Raw genomic sequence first — 17,632 nt, 5'->3', positions numbered from 1 at the left:
TCACTTCGCCTCCTCTTCCAGCGCCGCGCCGCCGGTGCCGTCGATCTCGCCGAAGTTCAGGCCCGGGAAGAAGACCGGGATCCCGAGGGTGACCCTGGCCTGGTAGACGTCTCCCGACTTCCCGCACTCCACCCGGGGCTTCCACGCCTCCCCGATGTGCTCCTTCGCCGCGGCCGTGCAGGAGGCGCGATCCCCGTGCACCGCCCCCGCCCGCGCCGCCTCGTCCGCCGCGTTGCCCGCCAGGGAGAACGCGTAGCCGATCAGTACGCACTCCCACACCGCCGCCACCAGCAGCAGGATCAGCGGCACCGTGCCCACGAACTCGATCGCCACCTGGCCCCGGTCCCCGCGCCCCGGTCTGCGGGCGGGCATGCCTCAGCCCTCCCGGCCGCGGCGCAGGCGGGCCACCGGGCCCGTCGCGTGGACCGCGAGCGAGGCGCCCGGGGCCGGGGCGGCGCCCGGCGCGGTGTCGGGGGGTGACAGGAGGCCGAGTTCGCCGGCCAGGGTCCACAGGGCTTGTTTGACCGTGGAGCGGTTGTCGAGGTCCTGGACGCGGCCCGCGTCGACCACGGCCTGGAGTTCCTTCCAGGCGGCCGGGACCGGGGTGCGGGTGGCGCGGGTCTTGGTGATCTTCTCGATCAGGGCGGGCTGGATCTCCGTGTGCTTGCTCCAGCGGTTGACGACCATCGCCGTGTCCTCCGCCTTGCGCACCTGGAGCCGTTCCCACATCCGGACCATCCGCTTGGCAGCCCGGACCGCGACCACGTCCGGGGTGGTGACCAGCACCGCCACGTCCGCCATCTCCACGGCCGCGGCGTTGGCCCCGGTGACCTGGGTGCCGCAGTCGACGACGACGAGTTCGTAGCGGTTGCGCAGGGCTCCGACGACGTGCCGGGCGGCCCAGTCGTCGACCTCCTCGCCGCGTTCGCCGTCCGCCGGGGCGAGGAGCAGCGCGAGGCCCGAGGCGTCGTCGTAGACGGCGTCCTGGAGGACCCGCGGGGAGATGTCCTGGATCCCGGCGAGGTCGGCGACGGAACGCCGGAACTGCACGTCGAGGTACGAGCCGACGTCGCCCGCCTGGAGGTCCAGGTCGACCAGTGCGGTACGCCGCCCGGAGGCGGCCGCGGCCAGCGCGAACTGCACGGCGGTGAAGGTGGCGCCCACGCCGCCCTTGGCTCCGGTGACGGTGACGACCCGGCCGCCCGGGCCGGTGAAGACGTCGGCGGGGGCGGCCCCGCCCAGGTGGCGGCGTACGCCCACGGACCACTGGGCGGCGGCCTGGACGCGGGCGGCGAGTTCCTCGTAGGAGAGCGGGAGGCCGATCAGGCCGCGCGCGCCGGAGTCCATGGCGGCGGAGAAGAGTCCGGGGCCGGCGTCCGAGGAGACCAGGACGACGCCCACCGCCGGGAAGCGCAGGGCGACCTCCCGGATGAGCTCCAGGGCGGGTACCGGGCCGATCCGCTCGTGGACGAGGACGACCTCGGGGAGTTCGTCGACGGAGTCGGCGGCGAGGCGGGCGAGGGTGTCCAGGAGCGTGGTCGCGTCGGGTACGGGCGCGGCCGGCTCGGCGGCCGGGAGCTGGCTGAGCAGGGTCACGATGGCGCGCGCGGCGTCGGGGTCGCCGACCGCGGGGAGGATTCGGGTGGTCATCCGGGCCTCACCTGTCCCCGTCGAGGGTGTACGTGCGGTCGCCCGCAGCGGGCGCCGAATCGGTGCCGGGGGCCACCAGGGCCAGGCGTACGTGCTCCGCGAAGGACTCGGCGTAGGCGACGCGCTGGGTGTCCTTGGTGCTCAGGGCGAAGGTGATCGGCACGGCCTCGGCGGGGCCCTTGCGGTCGCTGTCCTTGTCCAGGGCGGTGAGCTTGCCGACGCCCAGGACCCGGGCGTTGGCGACGATGATCACCGATCGCGAGGGCTCGGTGTCCTTGGCGCCCTTGAAGGTGGCGAGGATGTTGACCTTGGCACCGGAGGTGATCTTCCCGGCGACGCCCGTGGCCGCGTCGATCATGATGGCGATCTCCTGCTCACCGGGCTGCAGCTGCGGCCGGTCGACGAACATGTCCGCCTGGAGCAGCGAGCCCTTCTTCAGTGTGGTGAGGGCGATCTTGTCCTTGAGTGCGCCGAGGTCGGTGACGGCGGTGTCGGAGAGCCACCGCCTGGGGATCCTGACCTCTTCGAACTGCCCGGCCGCCAAAGGGCTGTACGGGGCTATGTCGCTCTTGGCCCGGTACGCGACGACCTCGGCGCCGACCTTGGAGTTGACGTCGCCGATCACCACGAGGACTCCGGCGAAGGCCCCCAGTGCGCACAGGACCGACAGGAGCAGCAGGATGACGCCGCGGCGCTGGCGTGAGTTCATGGGCCTTACCTACCTCGCCGTTCTTCGTTCATTCGTGCGTTCGAGTGATCAGGGTCTGGAACGGGCGGTACTGGCGCTCGCGGAGCCGGACGCGGGCGGTGGCGGTGCGGTGAGCGGTGCCGCGCAGAAGCCGCAGCGGTCGCCGATGAGTTCGAGGCCGCACCAGCGGCACTCCTCCCGGCGGACCGAGGCGACCAGTTGGTAGAGCACGGACAGGTCGGGGATGCCGGCGGCGAACTCGACGAGTTTCGGGGTGCCCCACCAGCCGGGTGACGAGGCCGGCAGCGGGTTCTCCAGGACGCCCTGGACCTGCCAGGCGGGGGCCAGTTCGGCGGCGACCCAGTCGGAGGTGAGCTGGCCGCGGGCGAACGTGAGGTGGGTGGCGAACTCGGGGCCGGCCGGGAGCACCGCGCCGCGGGGGCCGTGGGCGCCCTGGGATCCGCCGCCGCCCAGTTTCGCCAGGTGTGGTTTCGGGTGGGCCATGACGGCGAACTGTGCGCTCGGCGACCAGGACCTGGCGTGCGCGCCGAGTCCGACCGGGACGCGGACCCGGTCCAGTTTGGCGACCGAGCCCAGCAGGGCGCCCGCGTAGATGTAGTGGGACAGCAGCCGCGCCGCGGAGGCGATGACTCCGGGGCTGAAGTCGCAGACGCTGAGCTGGCGCAGCTGACGTGCCAGCAGGGCCGTTCCCAGCGGCGGGAGATCGATGCCGAGGAGCGCGATCCGGTCGGTTTCCAGGATGGCGCGCACGGTGTGCAGGCGCTGGACGGTGGTGCGCGGGAGCCACGGCGGTACGAGGGCCACGAGGTGGCCGTGCCGCTCCAGCAGGGCTCCCGTCTCGGCGAGCGCGGAGTCCAGGTCGAGCTGCTCGGGCGGGTGGAGCAAGGCGGCGCCGGGCGTGTGCCGGTCGGGGGCCGGAAGTACCAGATCGGCGCTGGTGACAGCGATGGCGGTCGGCACGCGCATTCCCCCGTTCCCCCACGTACGCCCCGTACGCCCCGTACGTCGCGGGCACGTGACGTGCCCCGCGCGCGCTCGGCACGGACCTGACGCGGACTCGACGCGGATCCGGTACGGACTTCACGCGTCCGCTCCCGCACCGCGCGACCGCATCCGACCGACCCGCTCCCCCCTTGCCCCAGCACCATATCCGCGTCACCCCTGGCAGGGCAGGGCCTTGCGGATTCCCGTGCCGCCGGCAGCTGTCACAGGGGGCGGAAACCTGGACAACAGGGGTCGCACAGCGGGCTGTTTCAAGCCACATAGCGAAGACCCTTGACACGAGGATTGGTCTGGACCAACTTGGCAGCCAACGCCTTGAGTCGGAGCCACCCCACGCGGTCCGACTCTCCCCACACCCCTGTTCCCTCCCCCCACCGGAGCCCACGTGAACCGCATACGCTCCCTCGCCCTCCCCCTCGCCGCCACCCTGACCGCGGGCGCCCTGTCCGCCCTCGCCGCCGGCACCGCACAGGCCGCCGACGTGAACGTCGCCCGCAACAGCGGCTTCGAGGCGGGTCTGGCCAACTGGTCCTGCACCGGCGGAACCGGCGCCTCCGTCTCCTCGCCCGTGTACGCCGGATCCGGCGCCCTGAAGGCCACCCCGGCGGGCCAGGACAACGCCCGCTGCAGCCAGACCGTCACGGTCAAGCCGAACTCGACCTACACGCTGAGCACGCAGGTCCAGGGCAGCTACGTCTACCTCGGCGCGACCGGCACCGGGGCCCAGGACGTCTCCACCTGGACGCCCGGTTCGGGTGCCGGCTGGCAGAAGCTCTCCACCACCTTCACCACCGGCCCCGCCACCAACCAGGTCACCGTCTACACGCACGGCTGGTACGGCCAGCCGGCCTACGTCGTCGACGAGTTCAGCGTCTTCGGCCCGGACGGCGGAGGCGGGACCGACCCCGGCCCCTCGGTGCCGGGAGCCCCGGCCGGGGCGGCCGTTTCCGGCCAGAGCGCGGACGCCCTCACCCTTTCGTGGAACGCGGTCGGCTCGGCCACCGGCTATTACGTGTATCAGGACGGCGTCCGCGCGAAGACCGTGACCGGCGGCGCCGCCTCCGCCCAGATCACCGGGCTCGCCGCCTCGACCTCGTACTCCTTCCAGGTGAGCGCGTACAACGCGGCGGGCGAGGGCCCGAAGTCCGCCCCGGTGACCGGCACCACCACCGGCACCGGCCCGGGTCCGGGCCCCGGCCCGGGCGTCCCCCGGCACGCCCTGACCGGCTACTGGCAGAACTTCAACAACGGCGCGACGGTCCAGAGGATCTCCGACGTGTCCGCGCAGTACGACATCATCGCCGTCTCCTTCGCCGACGCCACCACCACACCCGGCGCGATCACCTTCAACCTCGACTCGGCCGGCCTCGGCGGCTACACGGTCGCCCAGTTCAAGGCCGACATCGCCGCGAAGAAGGCGGCCGGCAAGTCGGTGATCCTCTCCGTCGGCGGCGAGAAGGGGACCATCACGGTGAACGACCCGGCCTCCGCGAACAACCTCGCGAACTCCGCGTACGCCCTGATGCAGGAGTACGGGTTCACCGGGATCGACATCGACCTGGAGAACGGCCTGAACCCCACCTACATGACGCAGGCCCTGCGCGCGCTGTCATCCAAGGCCGGCCCCTCGCTCGTCATCACCATGGCCCCGCAGACGATCGACATGCAGTCCACGCAGGGCGGCTACTTCAGGACGGCACTGAACATCAAGGACATCCTGACCGTCGTCAACATGCAGTACTACAACAGCGGCTCGATGAACGGCTGCGACGGCAAGGTCTACTCGCAGGGTTCGGTGGACTTCCTCACCGCGCTCGCCTGCATCCAGCTGGAGGGCGGGCTCGACCCTTCGCAGGTGGGCATCGGGGTCCCGGCCTCCCCCAGCGGCGCCGGCAGCGGCTACGTGTCCCCGACGATCGTGAACAACGCCCTGGACTGCCTGACCAGGGGGACGAACTGCGGCTCCTTCAAGCCGTCGAAGACCTACCCGGGTCTGCGCGGCGCGATGACCTGGTCGACCAACTGGGACGCCAAGGCGGGTAGCGCTTGGTCGAACTCGGTGGGTCCCAAGGTCCACGGGCTCCCGTAGGCGGTAGGTGTGGGGGTGGCCGGAATCGGTTCGGCCGACACAGCGAGTCCTTGACCGGGACATGCCACGAGAGCACGCTGTGCGCGTCCGCACGGCTATCCCCACACTCCCGACCCAGGAGAACGCATGCGGCTCCATACCCGCCGGAGGGCCGCCCTCACGGCGGCCCTGCTGGCGCTCGCGCTGGGCGCACCCGCCTACGGCATGAGCGCGACGGCTGCCCCTCCGCCCGCCCCTTCGACCGCCACCCAGGACGAGGCGATCGTCCAGTACCGGATCCACGGCCCCTCCACCGCCGCCGACCGCACCGCCCTGCTCCGTACGGGCGTCTCGATCGACGAGGTGGACGACCACACCGTCGTGGTCAGCGCCGACACCATGCAGGCGAAGAAGCTCAAGGAACTCGGCTACAAGCTGACCGCCCTGCCCGGCCCCCCGGACCGCTCGCTGCCCGGTATCGCGGCGAGCCCGATGGACTTCCCCTCGGCGGACTCGAAGTACCACAACTACGCCGAGGCGACGGCCGAGATCAACCAGCTCGTCGCGCAGTACCCCGCGATCGCGAGCAAGCAGGTGATCGGGAAGTCGTACCAAGGCCGCGACATGTTCGCCATCAAGATCAGCGACAACGTCGCGACGGACGAGGCCGAGCCCGAGGTGCTCTTCACCGCCCACCAGCACGCGCGCGAGCACCTGACCGTCGAGATGGCCCTGTACCTGCTCAAGGAGTTCACCTCCAAGTACGGCAGCGACACCCGGGTCACGGGCGCCGTCAACGGCCGGGAGATCTGGATCGTCCCGGACCTCAACCCGGACGGCGGCGAGTACGACATCGCCACCGGGTCCTACCGCTCCTGGCGCAAGAACCGGCAGCCGAACTCCGGTTCCTCCTACGTCGGCACGGACCTCAACAGGAACTGGGACTACAAGTGGGGCTGCTGCGGCGGCTCCAGCAGCAGCAAGAGCTCCGAGACCTACCGCGGTCCCTCCGCCGCCTCGGCGCCCGAGGTGAAGGTGGTCTCCGACTTCGTACGCAGCCGGATCGTCGGCGGCAAGCAGCAGATCAAGGCCGCCATCGACTTCCACACCTACAGCGAGCTCGTCCTGTGGCCCTTCGGCTACACGTACAACGACACGGCCCCGGGCCTGACCGCCGACGACCTCGCCGTCTACAAGAAGATCGGCACCAGCATGGCGGCCAGCAACGGCTACACGCCGGAGCAGTCGAGCGACCTGTACATCACCGACGGAACGATCGACGACTGGCTGTGGGGCAACCAGAAGATCTTCTCCTACACCTTCGAGATGTACCCGGAGAGCGGTGGCGGCGGCTTCTACCCGCCGGACGAGGTCATCGACCGCGAGACCGCGCGCAACAAGGACGCGGTGCTCCAGCTGCTGGAGAACGCGGACTGCATGTACCGCTCGATCGGCAAGGAAGCCCAGTACTGCGCGACGCCGTGATCCCGTACGGCACGTGACCGTGTGCAAGGGGGCGCCCCACCGCCAGGGGGGCGCCCCACCCGCGCGTCAGCCGAGGACGGCCAGGGCGTCGATCTCGACGAGCAGGCCGGCCGGCAGGCCCACGTACACGGTGGTGCGGGCGGCCGGGGCCTCCTTCAGGCCCTGCTCCTCGAAGTAGGCGTCGTAGATGCCGTTCATCTCGGCGAAGTGCCCGGTGTCGGTCAGGTAGACGCGGATCATCATCACGTCGTCCCAGCCCGCACCGCCGGCCTCCAGGACGGAACGGACGTTCTCCAGCGTCTGCAGGGTCTGCTCGCGCAGGGTCGGCCCCGCGGGGGTGGGCGGCTGCCCGTCGACGTGCGGAAGGAAGCCGACCTGGCCGGCCACCTGGAGGATGTTCCCCTTCCGCACGCCGTGCGAGAACCTCGCGGGCGGGGTGGTGTGGGTGCCGGGGACGACGGCGGTCTTCTCGTTCACGGGCTCTCCTGGGTTCCTGAGTAGTCCTGGCTGATGGCTTCGGCGGTACGCAGCACCTGCGGCAGCAGTTCGAGCAGCCCCTCGGCGGGGACCACCACGCCGGGCGCGGAGACCGACAGCGCCGCGACGACCCGCCCGTCCGGCCCGCGCACGGGCGCCCCGAGGCAGTTGAGGGACTCCTCGTGCCCACCGAGATCGGTCGCCCAGCCCTGCGCGCGTACGAGATCCAGCTCGCGCAGGAAGGCCGCCGCGTCCGGAGTGGAGCGGGCGGTGTAGCGGGGGTACTCGATCCGGTCGGCGAGGGCCCGGAGCTCGGCCTCGGGCAGGTCGGCCAGGAGCAGCTTGGCCACGGCCGCGACCGTGAGCGGCACGGGCCTGCCGATGCGGGAGTACATGCGGACCGGGTAGCGGCTGTCGACCTTGTCGACGTACACGACCTCGTCGTCCTGGTGGAGCGCGAGGTGAACGGTGTGCCCGGTGGCCCGGTTCAGGTCGACCAGATAGGGGTGGGCGATCTCCCGGACGTCCAGGTTCTCGATGGCCTCCGCGGCGAGCGCGAAGAGCTGCGCGCCGAGGCGGTACCGGCCGTCGGGGCGGCGGTAGACGAGCCCGTGCTCGTGCAGGGTGCGCAGGAGGCGCAGCGCGGTGCTCTTGTGCACGCCGAGCACGTCGGCGACCTCGCCGAGCGTGGCCGGGCCGCGCGCGAGCAGGGGCAGGATGGAGAGTGCTCTCTCGACCGACTGGCTCATCGCTCGTCCTCTCGTACGGTCACCGCACCACCGGCTCCGCCGGCACCCGGAGCCCCTGCCGTGGCGCCGCACGTTGACCCGTCGTCACCCGGATGTTAGACAGCATGCAGCTGCACACGCAACGACCGTTGCAGCTCACGCAACACAACCGGAAGGCATCCGCATGGCCAGCGACAGCGACCCCGTCAAGGACCTTGCCGACGAGCCGGTCGACCACCGGTTCAAGGGACTCCCCCCGGAAGCCCAGACGCAGGGCCTCACCGTCGGCCGGCTCGCCGCCGAGCGCCGGGATCTGTACACCGGCGGCTTCACCACCCCCGTCCTGACGCTCGACGCGGACGCCTTGGAGCACAACCTCGCCGCCCTCGGCACGTACGCCGCCCGCCACTCGCTCGCCTTCGCCCCGCACGGCAAGACCTGCATGGCCCCCCAGCTCTTCCAGCGCCAGCTGGAGCACGGCGCGTGGGGCATCACCGTCGCCATGCCCCACCAGGCCCGCGTCTGCCGGGCGTTCGGTGTCCGGCGGATCTTCCTGGCCAACGAGCTCGTGGACGCGCCCGCCCTGCGCTGGGTCGCCGGCGAGCTCGCCGCCGACCCCGGCTTCCGGTTCGTCTGCTACGTCGACTCCGTCCGCGGGGTCGAGCTCATGGACGCCGCCCTGCACGACCAGGGCGTCGTGATCGACGTCGTCCTCGAACTCGGCGCCGGCGCCGAGGGACGTACGGGGCTGCGTACCGACGCGGATTGCCAGGCCGTCGCCGACGCGGTCGCCGCGTCCCCCGTCCTGCGCCTGGCCGGTGTGGCCGGCTACGAGGCCACCATGCCCGGCGCCGACGCCGACAGCGTGCGCGCCTGGCTGAGCCGCCTCACCGCGCTCGCCGCCGATCTCGACAAGCGGGGCCACTTCACCGGCACCGGCCTGGACGAGGTCATCGTCAGCGCGGGCGGCAGCGAGTGGTTCGACGCCGTCGCCGAGGTCTTCGCGGAGATCCCGCAGCTGTCGCTGCCCGTGCTGCCGCTGCTGCGCTCCGGCGCGTACGTCTCCCACGACCACGGCTGGTACTCGGGCCTGACCCCCTTCAACCGCGTCCCCGAGGAAGGCGGCCTGGTCCCCGCCTTCCGGCTGTGGACCCAGGTGGTCTCCCGCCCCACACCCGGCCAGGCCTTCGTCAACGCGGGCAAGCGCGACATCGCCTACGACCTGGGCCTGCCCGAGGTGCTCACCGTGCGCAGCGCCCGCGACGGCGTCGAGCGCGCCGCGACCGGCATCCGGGTGTCCAAGCTGTCCGACCAGCACGCCTGGATCGAGACGGACGCCGACGCCACCGCCCTGGACGTAGGCGACTGGGTCTCCCTCGGCATGGCCCATCCCTGCACGATCTTCGAGAAGTGGCCGCTGATCCCGGTCGTGGAGGCCGACGGCGCCGTCACCGACTTCGTCCGCACCTTCTTCTAGGCGCGGACCGGTGGACCTGGTCATCCGCGGGGCCCGCGTCGTCGACGGCACGGGCGGGCCCTCGTACACCGCGGACGTCGGCGTCCACGAGGGCCGGATCGCCGAGATCGGCGGGCTTCCGGGCGGAAGGCTTCCGGGCGGCGGGCGCCGGACCCTCGACGCGCACGGGCTCGTCCTCGCCCCGGGCTTCGTCGACATGCACGCCCACAGCGACCTCGCCCTGCTCCGCGACCCGGACCACAGCGCGAAGGCCGCGCAGGGCGTGACCCTCGAAGTCCTCGGCCAGGACGGCCTGTCGTACGCGCCCGTCGACGACCGCACCCTCGGCGAGGTGCGCGCCGCCATCGCCGGCTGGAACGGCCCCGGCGACGACGTCGACTTCTCCTGGCGCACCGTCGGCGAGTACCTCGACCGGCTGGACTCGGCCCACGGCGGCCGGGGCGTGGCCGTCAACGCCGCCTACCTGGTCCCCCAGGGCACGGTCCGCGCGTACGCCGTCGGCTGGGACGACCGCCCGGCCACCGGGGCCGAGCTGGACCGGATGCGCCGGCTCGTCGCCGACGGCCTGGCGCAGGGCGCCGTCGGCCTGTCCTCCGGCCTCACCTACACCCCCGGCATGTACGCCACCGGCGCCGAACTGACCGAACTGTGCCGGGTCGTGGCCCGATACGGCGGCTACTACTGCCCGCACCACCGCAGTTACGGGCACGACGCGCTCGCCGCCTACGCGGAGATGGTCGCCCTCGCCCGGGAGGCCGGCTGCGCCCTGCACCTCGCGCACGCCACCATGAACTTCGGCGAGAACCGGGGCCGGGCCCCCGAGCTGCTCGCCCTGCTCGACGCCGCCCTGGCCGGCGGCGCCGACATCACCCTCGACAGCTACCCGTACACCCCCGGCTGCACCACCCTGGTCGCGCTCCTGCCCAGCTGGGCGAACGAGGGCGGCCCGGAGGCGGTCCTGGCCCGGCTGCGCGACGACACCCAGGCCGAGCGGATCCGCCACGCGCTGGAGGTCGAGGGCTCCGACGGCTGCCACGGGGTGCCGCTCGACTGGTCGACGATCGAGATCTCGGGCACCGCCGACCCCGCCCTCGGCGCGTACGTCGGCAGGCGCCTGGACGGCTGGGCGACCGCCCGGCGGCTCCTGCTCGGCGACCGGCTCGCGCCGACCGTCCTCCAGCACGTCGGGGACGAGGGGAACGTCCGGGCGATCATGCGCCACCGTGTCCACACCGGCGGCTCCGACGGCATCCTCCAGGGCGCGAAACCGCACCCGCGCGCCTACGGCACCTTCCCCCACTACCTGGGCCACTACGTCCGCGAACTCGGCCTGCTCTCCCTGGAGGAGTGCGTGGCCCACCTGGCCGGCCGCCCCGCGGCGCGCCTGCGGCTGCCCGACCGGGGCCTGGTCCGTGTCGGGTACCGCGCCGACCTCGTGCTCTTCGACCCGGACACGGTCGCGGCCGGGTCCACGTACGAGCGGCCGCGCGTACTGCCGACCGGTGTCCCGCACGTCCTGATCGACGGGCGTTCCGTCATCCGCGACGGGCACCGGACGGACGTCCTGGCCGGGCGGTCGGTGCGCCGAACCGCCCACGATCTCCGGTAGATCCGACATCTACGATGGGCGGCATGGTCGCCTTCGCCCTCGCCGCCCTGCTCTTCCTCGCGTTCTGCATAAGCGTCCGGCAGGACCGGCGGCGCTTCCAGAACGCCGTGCTCCTGGGGCTGACCTTCCTCAGCGCGTTCTCCGCGCTGTTCCTCCAGGTCGGCAAACTGCCCACCTGGGCGGCCGTCACCGTCGTCGTACTCGCCTTCGCCTCACCCGCGTTCGCCACCGTGGCCCTGGGCGTCTTCCTCGTCCGCAACGGCATGGTCATGATCCGCAAAGAGGGCTTCCGGCCGGCCAACCTGCTGTCGATGCTCGCGGGCCTCGTGATCTTCGCGCTGATCGCGCTGCTGGTCCTCGTCGGCGTGGTCGGCTCCCCCCTCCTCGGCGGGATCGCCGGAACCCTGACCGTGGTCGCCGGCTACGTCTCCTTCGTCTTCTTCTGCTTCCTCGGCTACGCCTTCCTCTACGGGCGGATCAAGGTGCGCGGCGACGTCGACCACGTGGTCATGCTGGGCTCGGGCCTCGTCGGCGGCGACCGCGTGCCCCCTCTGCTGGCCTCCCGTCTGCGCAAGGGACAGCAGATCTACGAGGCCCAGCTGGCCCGGAGCGGCCGCCCGCCGGTCCTCCTCGTCTCGGGCGGCAAGGGTTCGGACGAGAAGGTCTCCGAGGCCCGGGCGATGGCGGACTGGCTGATCGCGCAGGGCGTGCCGGAGCGGCACGTGGTGCTGGAGGACCGCTCCACCACGACCGAGGAGAACATGCTCTTCAGCCGGGACGTCATGACGGCACACGACCCGGCCTACCGGTGCGTGGTCGTCACCAACAACTTCCACGCCTTCCGGGCGGCGATGCTGGCCCGCAAGACCGGTGTCAACGGGCAGGTGCTGGGCTCCCCCACCGCGAAGTACTACTGGCCGAGCGCCACCATCCGCGAGTTCGTCGCGGTGTTCTGGGAGCACCGGATCGTCAACCTGTCGATCTGCGCCCTGCTCACCGTCCTCGGCGCGCTGGGCACGCTGGCGGCGGTCCTCGTCTGACCCCGCGCGCGGGCGGAGGTGCCGTGACTCCCCCCTTGGCAGTCACGGCACCGGTTCCCGGACGGTCAGACCCGCTGCCAGAGCGCCGGGACGTTCGGCGGCTCCCAGCCGGGCTGGGCCTGGTGCCCCTGGAGGCAGCGGTAGGCCGAACCGCCGTGGGTGACGGTGGCACCGGCCGCGTAGACGGTGCCCGCCTTCCAGGTGCCGCCCGGCTCGGGCTCACCGGGGCCGGGGCCCGGGCCCGGGTCGCCGCCGACGACCTTGAGGGTGAGTCCGTATGCCGACAGGATCGGGTTCAGCGGCTGGAAGAAGGTGGTCCCGCCGCTGGAGCAGTTGCCTGAGCCGCCCGAGGTGACGCCCTGGGCCTGGCTGCCGGAGAGGTAGGAACCGCCCGAGTCGCCCGGCTCGGCGCAGACCGTCGTACGGGTCACGCCGGAGATGGTGCCCTCGGGGTAGGTGACGCTGGTGTTGTGCTGCTGGATCGTGCCGCAGTGCCATCCGGTGGTCGATCCGGAACGGCATACCGAGGCTCCGACCGGCTGCAGCACCGAGCCGGTGACCTGCGCGTTCGCGCCGCCGCTGCCCTTCACGTACGGGGTCGCGGTCCACTGGGCGTTCGCGGCCACCCAGGCCATGTCGTTGCCGGGGAAGACCGAGGCCTGGAAGGAGCCCTGGGCGACCTGGTTGAAGCCGCTGGTGGTGGTCCCGGCGCGCCCGCAGTGCCCGGCGGTGGCGAAACCGTTCACGGCCCCCTTGGTGACGGGGAAGCCGACGGAGCAGCGGCCGCTGCCGTTCATGTAGTACGCGTCCCCACCGCGCAGGTCGTACAGCGGACGCGGGGCATCGGCCGTGCGGACCACCCTGACCAGGGCCGCGTCGGTACCGGTGGCGGCGAGCAGGCGGGTGGCGGCCCCCGCCACCGTCTCCTCGACGACCAGCGTGTTGGCGCGCGGGTCGACGTAGCGGACCGGGGTCGTGGGGCCCGCGGCCCGGTCCAGCGCGGCCTTGGCACCGTCGAGGTCGGCGAGGGTACGGGTGACGAGCTTCGCCCGGGCCCCGGTGGCCCGTATCGCGGCGGTGTCGGCGGCCCGGGTGGTGGCCACGGTGAGGGTGCCGGCGTCGGCCCCGTCCACCCAGGCCCCGGCGAAGGCGGCGCCGAGCCGGTCGGCCAGCCGTGCGGCGGTGGCCCCCGCCTCGGCCTCGTGGGCGAGGCGCGCCTTGGCCTGCGTGGGGGTCAGGCCGAGGTCGCGCTGCATCGCGGCGAGCAGCTCGGGCGGGGCGTCGGTGGTGCGCAGGGTGGCCGCCGCGGAGGGTGCGGCGGAGCGTGCAGCGGTTCCGGGATCGGCGGCGGCTCCGCCGGTCCCGGCCAGCAGCAGCCCGACGGCGGCGAGGGCGGTACACGCCGCGCGGGCGTGTCGCTTGGGCATGGGGGATCTCCTCGGTTTCCGGTGGGGTCTGCGGAAACCGTAGAAATCCGAACCGCCGCGCGGGAGCTGCCAGTTGGCCCCTGCCCCGGCGGTATGCCCGGGGGCGTCCGGCGGCCCGCGCGCGGTCGAGGTGCGTTCATGGGGCGGCGGCCGGAGGATGGGGCCAGGGGAAACCGTAGGAGGTACGCGATGGTCAGTGAACCCGACGAGCAGCCCACACGGTCGGACCGGCTCTTCACGGGCGGGGAACGGCCGTACGACCCCGAGGACCTCGTGATGGCGACAGGCCACGACCCGACTCCGGAGCGGGTCGAGAAGGCCCGCAAGCTGATCGAGAAGGAGGGCCCGCAGGTCATCGAGCGCTACCTGCCGTAGCCAGGGCAGGCGCTCCAGGGCTGCCACCACCCCCGCCCCCGCCGCCCCACCCAGCCCGCCGGGCCGCCCATCCAGCCCCGCCGGCGCTTGAGGCCCGGGGGTCAGGGGGCAGCACCCCCCTCTCTCAGCCCCACCGTCCGCCCACCCAGCCCCGCCGGGACACCATCCAGCCTCGCCGGGACACCATCCAGCCCCGCCGGCGTTTGAGGCGCGGGGCCCGGGGCGGAGCCCCGATCTTCCAGCCCCGCCGGGACACCATCCAGCCCCGCCGGCGTTTGAGGCGCGGGGCCCGGGGCGGAGCCCCGATCTCCCAGCCCCGCCGGGACACCATCCAGCCCCGCCGGCGTTTGAGGCGCGGGGGCTCGGGGGCAGCGCCCCCGCAACGGCGCCGCACCCACCGCACCCCTACGCCGCCGACCCCGGCGCGGCCCCCCGCGAAGCAGCCGCCCGCAGGGCCCCGGCCGACCGTCCCATCGCCTCCGCATGCGCAGCCCTGGCCTGCGCCAGCACATCCGCCGCCCGCGCAGCGACCCGCGCGGCAGGGTGCCAGCCCAGCAGGTGCCGCCAGATGAGCGGGGTCCCGGCGAGGGGCCGCGTGACCACCCCCGGGGTCACCGGGAACGTGGCCCGGCACAGTCCGACCGCCCGCCCCACCTGCACCAGGTGCACGCAGGAGGCGGTGTCGGTCTCGTACACGCAGGCGGGCGTGAACCCGGCCCGCACACAGGCCGCGGCGAAGCAGTCGCCGAAGCACCCGTCGCCGGGGACGTCCGTCCACGCCTCGGCGGCCAGCTCCGCCAGCTCGATCTCGGTCCGCGGCGCCAGGGCGAGGGGATGGTCCTCGGCCAGCATCACGTGCACGGGGTCCCGCGCCACCTCCATCCAGGCCAGACGCCCCGGCTCGGGCGGCGCGCTCTCCCCGCAGACCCCCACCATCGCGAAGTCCAGTCGGCCGTCGGCGACGCCGCCCGCGACCTCCTTCTCCGACCAGGAGGTGTACGTGGTCACGGGCACGCCGGGCTCCTCGCGGGCGAGCCGGTCCACGAGCCCGCCGAGCAGCGGTCCGTGCGTGCCGCCGAGCCGGTAGCCGTGCGCCTCCTGCCGGGCGAACCGCTGGGCGTCCTCCTGCAGCTCGCACACGGCGGGCAGCAGCACCCTGGCCCGCTCCAGCACCAGCTCGCCGAGCGCGGTGGCCCGTACCCCGTCGCGCCCCCGCAGGAACAGCGTCCCGCCCAGCGCCCGCTCGATGCGTTTGAGCTGCGTACTGAGCGCGGGCTGCGCGAGACCGAGCGCGGTCGCGGCGCGCGTCAGGCTTCCGGCGTCGGCGACGGCCCTGACGATCTTGAGGTGCCTCAGCTCCAGATCCATACGACGAGCTTGGTCCAGACCTGCGCGCATGCGCTACGGGTCGGGCGCATCCAGAATCGTTAATGCTCGTTAGCCGCAAGGGGGACACGACCCTAAGGACAAGAAAATGCACGCACTCGATGTCGACTGGGACCACCCCACCGACCCGCGGCCCGGCCCACGGCTGGACCACGTACGCGCCTACGTGAGCACCGCGGGAGCCGACGGGCACCTCTGGCACGGAGTCCCCACCCTCCTGCTGACCACCCTCGACCGCGCCACCGGCCGCACCGTCCGCACCCCGCTGATCTACGGCCGGGACGCCGACCGCCACATCGTCCTGGCCTCGGCCTACGGCGCCCGGGAGCACCCCCGCTGGTACCGGAACCTCGCCACCCACCCGGAGGTCCGCCTCCAGGTCGGCGCCGCCGCCTTCACGGCACGGGCGCGCACCGCCACGCCCCAGGAACGGGAGGTGTACTGGGAGATGATGACGGCCCTGTGGCCCCCGTTCGAGGACGACCGCGCCGCTGCCCGGCCCCGCGAGATCCCGCTGGTGATCCTGGAGCGCGAGGCCTAACAGGTGGGCGCGGCGACCACGGCGTACGTGCGCCCGTCCGCGCGGAAGTCGCCCAGCGGGACCATGCCGAAGCCGTCGACGTGCACCTTCCAGGACGGCGCGTCCCCGGCTTCGATCAGGGCGACCACGGCTTCGGCACGTTCCGAAGCCGCCGCCAGGGCCATGGTGAACAGCGCCCGCGCCACACCACGCCCCCGGTACGCGGCGCCGACCACGACCGGCCCGTAGAGCAGCCACCGCGACTCGGCCAGCGGCCGCCCCTCCCACTCCAGGACCTCCTGCGCCCGGAGCAGACCCGTGACCGGTGGCGACGCGTCCGCCAGAGCCGCGGGCGCCGACAGTGCGAGCAGCCCCACGATCCGGCCCCCGTCGTCCGCGACCAGCAGCTCCCGCGCGCCGGCCATCCGCCCCAGCACGCCGGCGTCGAAGCGGCCCCGCACCGAACCGTGTTCCGCCCGCCGCCGTTCCGTCAGCGCGTCGTGGTGGTCGGCGGCGAACAGCTCAGCCATGGCGGGCGCATCGGCCTCGGCGGCGTACCGGTACTCCATCCCGCGATCGTGCCACGCCCCCACGGCCGGACCCCGCCGCCGACACCGGGCCTACGGGTGACGCCGAGGCAGTATTGAACATGTTCAACACCTCTGGCACCATGGCTTCCGGTGAACCTGCCGGAGCAGCGGGGTGCGAATCCGCCTGCTCGCGCGACGGGTTGACACGCGACCGGAGGTGGACACCACATGGGCCTGATCTTGCTGCTCATCGCTCTCGTACTCGGCCTCGCCCTCGCCTTCGTGGGCCTGGCCATGATCCTCACGGCGAGCGCGGTCATGGGCGTCGGGACCGTCGCGGTGAGCCGCAAACTGCCGCTCTGGGCAAGGATCACGCTGCTGCTGACCGCTGCCGCCGCTCCGGCGGTAACGCTGGCGAGCAGCCTCGGATCCTGGGCCGCCTGGCAGCTGGGCGCTTCGGCGCCGCCGTTCCTCGCGACGGTCGCGGCAGGAGCCGCCGTGTTCGCCTTCGAAGCCCACAAGCGCCGTGCGCCCGGGACCCCGGCGCGGGCATGGCCGGTCCGCCACGCACCGGCCGCCGGTCGCTGACGACGCGCGACGCGCGGCTCACGGCTCACGGCTCACCCGTGGTCGTAAACGGTCACTTCCACGTCCCCGGCGCACAACGCCGCGGTGATCAGCGGCTCGACACGCGACCACTTGCCCCCCGCGAGCCCACACCCGATGCGCGGCATGTGCACACTCGCCCCGAGCTCGACGGCATGGCCGGCGAGCGCGCTGAGGCACCGCTCCACGGCGTCGTAACGAATGGGCGGCCCCCCGCTCCCCGTCCGTACGCCGCGCTGACCGATCATGTTGGCCACCCACACGTCGGGCTTCACCCGCACCAGTTGCACCGCGCCCAGCCCGAAGTCGTTCCCGCTGCGCCCCCGATGCCAGGCCCGGAACGCGGCCTCGGGCTCGGCCCACCGCTTCGAAACGGCCAGCACGAAGCCCTTCCCCCATCCCCCGATGTCATTGCAGACGTGCGCGATGACCTTGGGCCCCTTGGCCTGGGGATTCGTCGCGTCCCCGGCGATGATCCTTATCGGTTTCATGCCCGAAGGCTACGCAGAACGAATTTACGGTCCGGCCCACCGGGCGGGGTCG

Annotated in this window: 18 protein-coding genes; 8 read left to right on the top strand and 10 right to left on the bottom strand. The window is 72.8% G+C overall.

What is annotated here, in order from left to right:
• From DEJ51_RS34610 to DEJ51_RS21145, 4 genes are read right to left on the bottom strand one after another with little or no spacing between them, the layout of a single operon-like run.
• The gene (locus tag DEJ51_RS34610; RefSeq protein WP_190620529.1) at positions 1–372 is read right to left on the bottom strand and encodes a TadE/TadG family type IV pilus assembly protein; all 372 of its coding nucleotides are present in this window, start codon (positions 370–372) and stop codon (positions 1–3) included.
• 3 nt (positions 373–375) lie between these two features.
• Positions 376–1,650, bottom strand: coding sequence for a CpaE family protein (locus DEJ51_RS21155; protein WP_190620527.1), 1,275 nt, complete (start codon positions 1,648–1,650; stop codon positions 376–378).
• A 7-nt stretch (positions 1,651–1,657) separates the two neighbouring features.
• Positions 1,658–2,359, bottom strand: coding sequence for a Flp pilus assembly protein CpaB (gene cpaB / locus DEJ51_RS21150; RefSeq protein ID WP_150258976.1), 702 nt, complete (start codon positions 2,357–2,359; stop codon positions 1,658–1,660).
• Between the two features lie 48 nt (positions 2,360–2,407).
• Positions 2,408–3,325: a hypothetical protein gene (locus tag DEJ51_RS21145; protein WP_150258975.1), complete on the bottom strand. Its 918-nt coding sequence runs from the start codon at positions 3,323–3,325 to the stop codon at positions 2,408–2,410.
• Positions 3,326–3,746: 421 nt separating this feature from the next.
• Between DEJ51_RS21145 and DEJ51_RS21140 the strand changes: the two genes are divergently transcribed.
• Positions 3,747–5,450 carry a chitinase gene (locus DEJ51_RS21140; protein WP_150258974.1) on the top strand — a complete coding sequence of 568 codons (1,704 nt, stop codon included), beginning with the start codon at positions 3,747–3,749 and terminating at the stop codon, positions 5,448–5,450.
• 126 nt (positions 5,451–5,576) lie between these two features.
• The gene (locus DEJ51_RS21135; protein ID WP_150258973.1) at positions 5,577–6,914 is read left to right on the top strand and encodes a M14 family metallopeptidase; all 1,338 of its coding nucleotides are present in this window, start codon (positions 5,577–5,579) and stop codon (positions 6,912–6,914) included.
• A gap of 66 nt (positions 6,915–6,980) precedes the next feature.
• Here DEJ51_RS21135 and DEJ51_RS21130 read toward each other — a convergent pair whose 3' ends face one another.
• Together DEJ51_RS21130 and DEJ51_RS21125 are read right to left on the bottom strand one after the other, a co-directional pair.
• The gene (locus DEJ51_RS21130; protein ID WP_150258972.1) at positions 6,981–7,391 is read right to left on the bottom strand and encodes a RidA family protein; all 411 of its coding nucleotides are present in this window, start codon (positions 7,389–7,391) and stop codon (positions 6,981–6,983) included.
• Positions 7,388–8,140, bottom strand: coding sequence for an IclR family transcriptional regulator (locus DEJ51_RS21125; protein ID WP_150258971.1), 753 nt, complete (start codon positions 8,138–8,140; stop codon positions 7,388–7,390). Before DEJ51_RS21125 ends, DEJ51_RS21130 begins: the two co-directional genes overlap by 4 nt.
• A 163-nt stretch (positions 8,141–8,303) precedes the next feature.
• Here DEJ51_RS21125 and DEJ51_RS21120 point away from each other — a divergent pair, with 163 nt between their 5' ends.
• Genes DEJ51_RS21120 through DEJ51_RS21110 form a run of 3 tightly spaced genes read left to right on the top strand, consistent with a single transcriptional unit; the run spans position 8,304 to position 12,245 of the window.
• Entirely contained in the window at positions 8,304–9,596 is a 1,293-nt protein-coding gene (locus DEJ51_RS21120) for an amino acid deaminase (RefSeq protein ID WP_150258970.1), read from the top strand.
• A gap of 10 nt (positions 9,597–9,606) precedes the next feature.
• Positions 9,607–11,205, top strand: a complete 1,599-nt coding sequence (locus tag DEJ51_RS21115) for an N-acyl-D-amino-acid deacylase family protein (protein WP_150258969.1) — start codon at positions 9,607–9,609, stop codon at positions 11,203–11,205.
• 23 nt (positions 11,206–11,228) lie between these two features.
• Positions 11,229–12,245 (top strand): YdcF family protein, encoded by a 1,017-nt coding sequence (locus DEJ51_RS21110; protein WP_150258968.1) that lies wholly within the window; start codon positions 11,229–11,231, stop codon positions 12,243–12,245.
• Between the two features lie 65 nt (positions 12,246–12,310).
• Here DEJ51_RS21110 and DEJ51_RS21105 read toward each other — a convergent pair whose 3' ends face one another.
• The gene (locus DEJ51_RS21105) at positions 12,311–13,672 is read right to left on the bottom strand and encodes a carbohydrate-binding protein (RefSeq protein ID WP_150258967.1); all 1,362 of its coding nucleotides are present in this window, start codon (positions 13,670–13,672) and stop codon (positions 12,311–12,313) included.
• A 189-nt stretch (positions 13,673–13,861) separates the two neighbouring features.
• On the opposite strand from DEJ51_RS21105, the gene DEJ51_RS21100 reads away from it, so the two are divergent.
• Entirely contained in the window at positions 13,862–14,047 is a 186-nt protein-coding gene (locus DEJ51_RS21100; RefSeq protein WP_030034983.1) for a hypothetical protein, read from the top strand.
• A 405-nt stretch (positions 14,048–14,452) separates the two neighbouring features.
• On the opposite strand, the gene DEJ51_RS21095 is transcribed toward DEJ51_RS21100, so the two are convergent.
• Entirely contained in the window at positions 14,453–15,415 is a 963-nt protein-coding gene (locus DEJ51_RS21095; RefSeq protein ID WP_150258966.1) for a LysR family transcriptional regulator, read from the bottom strand.
• A gap of 106 nt (positions 15,416–15,521) precedes the next feature.
• Here DEJ51_RS21095 and DEJ51_RS21090 point away from each other — a divergent pair, with 106 nt between their 5' ends.
• The gene (locus tag DEJ51_RS21090) at positions 15,522–15,974 is read left to right on the top strand and encodes a nitroreductase/quinone reductase family protein (RefSeq protein WP_150258965.1); all 453 of its coding nucleotides are present in this window, start codon (positions 15,522–15,524) and stop codon (positions 15,972–15,974) included.
• Here the strand turns inward: DEJ51_RS21090 and DEJ51_RS21085 are convergent.
• A complete protein-coding gene (locus DEJ51_RS21085) occupies positions 15,971–16,522 on the bottom strand; it encodes a GNAT family N-acetyltransferase (protein WP_150258964.1) in 552 nt (183 codons plus the stop codon). The genes DEJ51_RS21090 and DEJ51_RS21085 overlap by 4 nt on opposite strands.
• Before the next feature lie 189 nt (positions 16,523–16,711).
• On the opposite strand from DEJ51_RS21085, the gene DEJ51_RS21080 reads away from it, so the two are divergent.
• A complete protein-coding gene (locus DEJ51_RS21080) occupies positions 16,712–17,071 on the top strand; it encodes a hypothetical protein (protein WP_150258963.1) in 360 nt (119 codons plus the stop codon).
• A 32-nt stretch (positions 17,072–17,103) separates the two neighbouring features.
• On the opposite strand, the gene DEJ51_RS21075 is transcribed toward DEJ51_RS21080, so the two are convergent.
• Positions 17,104–17,580 carry a macro domain-containing protein gene (locus DEJ51_RS21075; protein ID WP_150258962.1) on the bottom strand — a complete coding sequence of 159 codons (477 nt, stop codon included), beginning with the start codon at positions 17,578–17,580 and terminating at the stop codon, positions 17,104–17,106.
• Positions 17,581–17,632 lie beyond the last annotated feature (52 nt).

This window comes from Streptomyces venezuelae (assembly GCF_008642275.1).
Lineage (GTDB): Bacteria > Actinomycetota > Actinomycetes > Streptomycetales > Streptomycetaceae > Streptomyces > Streptomyces venezuelae_E.
This window is presented reverse-complemented; position numbering and strand designations above follow the sequence as displayed.

What these genes read in the sequence shown, in the direction of transcription:
- DEJ51_RS34610 (WP_190620529.1), bottom strand. Translation starts at nt 372, where the DNA reads ATGCCCGCCCGCAGACCGGGGCGCGGGGACCGGGGCCAGGTGGCGATC.
- DEJ51_RS21105 (WP_150258967.1), bottom strand. Translation starts at nt 13,672, where the DNA reads ATGCCCAAGCGACACGCCCGCGCGGCGTGTACCGCCCTCGCCGCCGTC.
- DEJ51_RS21080 (WP_150258963.1), top strand. Translation starts at nt 16,712, where the DNA reads ATGGGCCTGATCTTGCTGCTCATCGCTCTCGTACTCGGCCTCGCCCTC.
- DEJ51_RS21145 (WP_150258975.1), bottom strand. Translation starts at nt 3,325, where the DNA reads ATGCGCGTGCCGACCGCCATCGCTGTCACCAGCGCCGATCTGGTACTT.
- cpaB (WP_150258976.1), bottom strand. Translation starts at nt 2,359, where the DNA reads ATGAACTCACGCCAGCGCCGCGGCGTCATCCTGCTGCTCCTGTCGGTC.
- DEJ51_RS21090 (WP_150258965.1), top strand. Translation starts at nt 15,522, where the DNA reads ATGCACGCACTCGATGTCGACTGGGACCACCCCACCGACCCGCGGCCC.
- DEJ51_RS21075 (WP_150258962.1), bottom strand. Translation starts at nt 17,580, where the DNA reads ATGAAACCGATAAGGATCATCGCCGGGGACGCGACGAATCCCCAGGCC.
- DEJ51_RS21095 (WP_150258966.1), bottom strand. Translation starts at nt 15,415, where the DNA reads ATGGATCTGGAGCTGAGGCACCTCAAGATCGTCAGGGCCGTCGCCGAC.
- DEJ51_RS21110 (WP_150258968.1), top strand. Translation starts at nt 11,229, where the DNA reads ATGGTCGCCTTCGCCCTCGCCGCCCTGCTCTTCCTCGCGTTCTGCATA.
- DEJ51_RS21100 (WP_030034983.1), top strand. Translation starts at nt 13,862, where the DNA reads ATGGTCAGTGAACCCGACGAGCAGCCCACACGGTCGGACCGGCTCTTC.
- DEJ51_RS21085 (WP_150258964.1), bottom strand. Translation starts at nt 16,522, where the DNA reads ATGGAGTACCGGTACGCCGCCGAGGCCGATGCGCCCGCCATGGCTGAG.
- DEJ51_RS21135 (WP_150258973.1), top strand. Translation starts at nt 5,577, where the DNA reads ATGCGGCTCCATACCCGCCGGAGGGCCGCCCTCACGGCGGCCCTGCTG.
- DEJ51_RS21155 (WP_190620527.1), bottom strand. Translation starts at nt 1,650, where the DNA reads ATGACCACCCGAATCCTCCCCGCGGTCGGCGACCCCGACGCCGCGCGC.
- DEJ51_RS21120 (WP_150258970.1), top strand. Translation starts at nt 8,304, where the DNA reads ATGGCCAGCGACAGCGACCCCGTCAAGGACCTTGCCGACGAGCCGGTC.
- DEJ51_RS21125 (WP_150258971.1), bottom strand. Translation starts at nt 8,140, where the DNA reads ATGAGCCAGTCGGTCGAGAGAGCACTCTCCATCCTGCCCCTGCTCGCG.